Genomic DNA, 3,991 nt, shown 5'->3' with positions numbered 1-3,991 from the left:
AGCCCGGCCCGAGCGCGCCCCCGCGTCCGGGTGGAGCACGTCCCGGCAACAACCCCTTCGCTTCGGCGCAGGGCATGGGCCAGCGTCCCGCCGGCCCGCGTCCGGGTAACAACCCCTTCGCTTCGGCTCAGGGCATGGGCCAGCGCCCGACCCCCGGTAACATCCCGCGTCCCCAGGCTCCGCGTCCCGGCGTCCCGCGTCCCGGTGCCCCGCGCCCCGGTGGTGCCGGTCGTCCCGGTGGCGGCGGTCGTCCCGGTGCTCCGTTCCAGCAGCGTCCCGGCGGCCCCGGTCGTCCCGGCGGTGCCGGTGGCGGGTTCCAGCGCCCCGGTGGCGGTGCTCCCGGTGGCGGTTTCGCCGGTCGTCCCGGTGGTGGCGGCGGCCGTGGCCGCGGTCCCGGCGGTGGCACCGCGGGTGCCTTCGGTAAGGGCGGCGGCAAGTCCAAGCAGCGTAAGTCGCGTCGGGCGAAGCGGCAGGAATTCGAGATGCGGTCGGCGCCGGTCGTCGGCGGCGTCAACGTCTCGAAGGGCAACGGCGAGATCATCCGCCTGCGTCGCGGTGCCTCCATCGCCGACTTCGCGGACAAGCTCGAGGCGCTGCGCGGCTACACCGTGCAGCCCGGCACGCTCGTGACCATCCTGTTCAACCTGGGCGAGATGGCCACCGCGACCGAGTCGCTCGACGAGGCCACCTTCGAGGTCCTCGGCGCCGAACTCGGCTACAAGATCCAGATGGTCTCGCCCGAGGACGAAGACAAAGAGCTCCTCGAGGGCTTCGGTCTCGACCTCGACGCCGAGCTGGAGGCCGAGAGCGAGGACGACCTCGAGATCCGTCCTCCCGTGGTCACCGTCATGGGCCACGTCGACCACGGTAAGACGCGACTGCTCGACGCCATCCGCCAGACGAACGTCGTGGCGGGCGAGGCCGGTGGCATCACGCAGCACATCGGTGCGTACCAGATCTGGACCGAGCACGAGGGCATCGAGCGCGCGATCACCTTCATCGACACCCCGGGTCACGAGGCGTTCACCGCCATGCGTGCCCGTGGTGCGCAGGTGACCGACATCGCGATCCTCGTGGTCGCCGCCGACGACGGCATCATGCCCCAGACGGTGGAGGCCCTGAACCACGCCCAGGCGGCCAATGTGCCGATCGTGGTCGCGGTCAACAAGGTCGACAAGCCGGATGCCAACCCCGCCAAGGTGCGCCAGCAGCTCACCGAGTACGGTCTGGTCGCCGAGGAGTACGGCGGCGACGTCATGTTCGTCGACGTCTCGGCCCGCCAGGGCACGAACATCCAGGAGCTCCTGGACGCCGTGCTGCTGACGGCCGACGCCGGTCTCGACCTGACGGCCAACCCGAACAAGGCTGCCCGCGGTGTCGCGATCGAGGCGAAGCTCGACAAGGGTCGCGGTTCGGTCGCCACGGTGCTGATCCAGTCGGGAACGCTCCGCGTCGGCGATGCGATCGTGGCCGGTACGGCCTACGGCCGCGTCCGCGCGATGATGGACGAGAACGGCGACGCGGTCGACGAGGCCTACCCCTCGCGTCCCGTCCAGGTGCAGGGCCTCAACTCGGTCCCGCGTGCCGGCGACGTCTTCATCGTCACCGAGGAAGACCGCACCGCGCGCCAGATCGCCGAGAAGCGCGAAGCCGCCGAGCGCAACGCCCAGCTGGCCAAGGCCCGCAAGCGCATCTCGCTCGAGGACTTCACCCGTGCTCTCGAAGAGGGCAAGGTCGAGTCGCTCAACCTCATCATCAAGGGTGACGTGTCGGGTGCCGTCGAGGCGCTCGAGGAGTCGCTGCTCAAGATCGAGGTCGATGACAGCGTCCAGCTGCGCATCATCCACCGCGGTGTGGGTGCGATCACCGAGTCGGACATCAACCTGGCCACGATCGACAACGCGATCGTGATCGGCTTCAACGTCCGCCCCGACACCAAGGCCCGCGAGCGTGCCGCCCGCGAGGGTGTGGACGTCCGGTTCTACTCGGTCATCTACAACGCGATCGACGACGTCGAGCAGTCGCTCAAGGGCCTGCTCAAGCCGGAGTTCGAAGAGGTCCAGTCGGGTGTCGCCGAGATCCGCGAGGTGTTCCGCTCCTCGAAGTTCGGCAACATCGCCGGTGTCATCGTGCGGTCGGGAACGATCACGCGCAACGCCAAGGCCCGCGTCATCCGCGACGGTGTCGTGCTGGCCGACGGCCTGGCCATCGAGTCGCTGCGCCGCTTCAAGGACGACGTCACCGAGGTCCGCACGGACTTCGAGGCGGGTATCGGCCTGGGCAAGTTCAACGACATCCAGATCGGCGACGAGATCGAGACCACCGAAATGGTCGAGAAGCCTCGAGGCTGATCCGTCGAGCGGGGGTCGCGTCTTCGGGCGCGGCCCCCGCTCCGTCTTCCGGAGAAAGGGAACGAAAGTGGCAGGGGAACGACAGGCCCGAGTGGCGGACCGCATCCGCGTGGTTCTCGCGGAGCGTCTCGAGAAGGGGCTGCGCGACCCGCGGCTCGGTTTCGTGACGATCACCGACGTGCGCGTCACGGGTGATCTGCAGCACGCATCGGTGTTCTACACCGTCATGGGCGACGAGGCGCACCGCGCCGACACCGCCGCCGCGCTGAAGTCCGCGACCGGCATGCTGCGCAGCGAGGTGGGCAAGAACCTCAACACGCGCCTCACGCCGTCGCTGGAGTTCATCCTCGACGCCATCCCCGAGAACGCCGATCACATCTCGGCGCTGCTGCGCGAAGCGCGCGAGCGCGACGAGTCGGTGGCCGGTCTCGCCGCGGGCGCCGCATACGCCGGCGAGGCGGACCCGTACGTCAAGCCGCGCGAGTTCGACGAGGACGACGCCGATGAGGACGAAGACGACACCGACGACACCGACGAGGTGGACGCGCGCGCCTGACGTCCGCGATCGACACGGCCGGATGCCACCCCCTCGGGCGGCATCCGGCCGTTCGTCTTCCCGCGAGGGTCAGGGGTGCGCCGGTCTCCGTCGCGCGGGGGAGGCGCCGGCATCCGGTCCTTCCTAGGGTCGAGGTATGCACAGCTCGTCTCGCCCCGACTGGCCCGCCATCCTCGTCTTCGCCGTGACCTCGGTCGCGCTGTCGTGGCTGATCGCCCTGCCCGTGTGGCTGCGCGGCCAAGGCCTGGCCGACCCGTTCCTCGGTCTCACCGCCGCGGCGATGATGGTCACCCCGGGACTCGGGGTGCTGGCGGCGCTGGCGGTCCAGCGTCGGACCCTCGGTCGCCGCGGGGCACGGGCGGTGTTGCGCGAACTCGGCATGTGGCCGCTGCGACCGGCCGCGCGAACCGTGTGGACGTGCGTGGCGGTCATCTTCGCCGCGCCGATCCTCGTGGCCGTGGGACTCGCTGTCGTCGGGGTGCTCGGAGTCGCGAGCTTCGACATCGTGACCTTCTCGGGATTCCGGCAGCTGCTGGAGGCCTCGGTCCCCGCCGGCACGCCGCTGCCGCCGGTCGAACTGCTCGTCGGCGTGCAGCTCGCGATGATCCCGGTGGGCGCGGTCATCAACGCCCCGTTCGCGTTCGGCGAGGAGCTCGGCTGGCGCGGGTTCCTGCTCCCCGCGCTGCGCCCCCTCGGCGTCTGGCCGGCGCTGCTGATCTCGGGCGCGTTCTGGGGGTTCTGGCACAGCCCGCTGATCCTCCTCGGCTACAACTTCCTGGAGTCGAACGTGCTCGGTGTCGTGCTGATGATCGGTGCCTGCACCCTGTTCGGCATCCTGCTCGGATGGACGCGGCTGCGCACCGCGTCGGTCTGGCCGGCGGTGTTCGCCCACGGGGCGTTCAACGCCTCGGCGGGGCTGGGGACGCTCGTCGTCGCGACCGATTCGCCGACGCCGTCGCCGGTGGTCGCGGGACCCCTCGGGCTCATCGTGTGGGGCGTGTTCGCCGTCGTGATCGCGGTGCTCGCTCTGACCGGGCAGTTCCGCGCCGACCGGGTGAACGCCACGCTCGGCCCCGATCCGGTG

3 protein-coding genes are annotated in these 3,991 nt (G+C 70.4%); all 3 read left to right on the top strand.

Features of this window, described 5'->3' with window-relative positions; all coding sequences use genetic code 11:
- The coding region (infB, locus tag FE256_RS17550) for a translation initiation factor IF-2 (protein ID WP_138178218.1) at window positions 1–2,351 on the top strand (2,351 nt) is incomplete at its 5' end.
- 67 nt (window positions 2,352–2,418) lie between these two features.
- Entirely contained in the window at window positions 2,419–2,907 is a 489-nt protein-coding gene (gene rbfA, locus FE256_RS17545) for a 30S ribosome-binding factor RbfA (protein ID WP_138178216.1), read from the top strand.
- A 136-nt stretch (window positions 2,908–3,043) separates the two neighbouring features.
- The coding region (locus FE256_RS17540) for a CPBP family intramembrane glutamic endopeptidase (protein ID WP_138178214.1) at window positions 3,044–3,991 on the top strand (948 nt) is incomplete at its 3' end.

The sequence above is a fragment of the Microbacterium sp. 5K110 genome (assembly GCF_005774735.1).
Taxonomy (GTDB): domain Bacteria; phylum Actinomycetota; class Actinomycetes; order Actinomycetales; family Microbacteriaceae; genus Microbacterium.
Note: the sequence above shows the minus strand (reverse complement) of the source record. Positions and strands in the feature narration are given on the sequence as shown.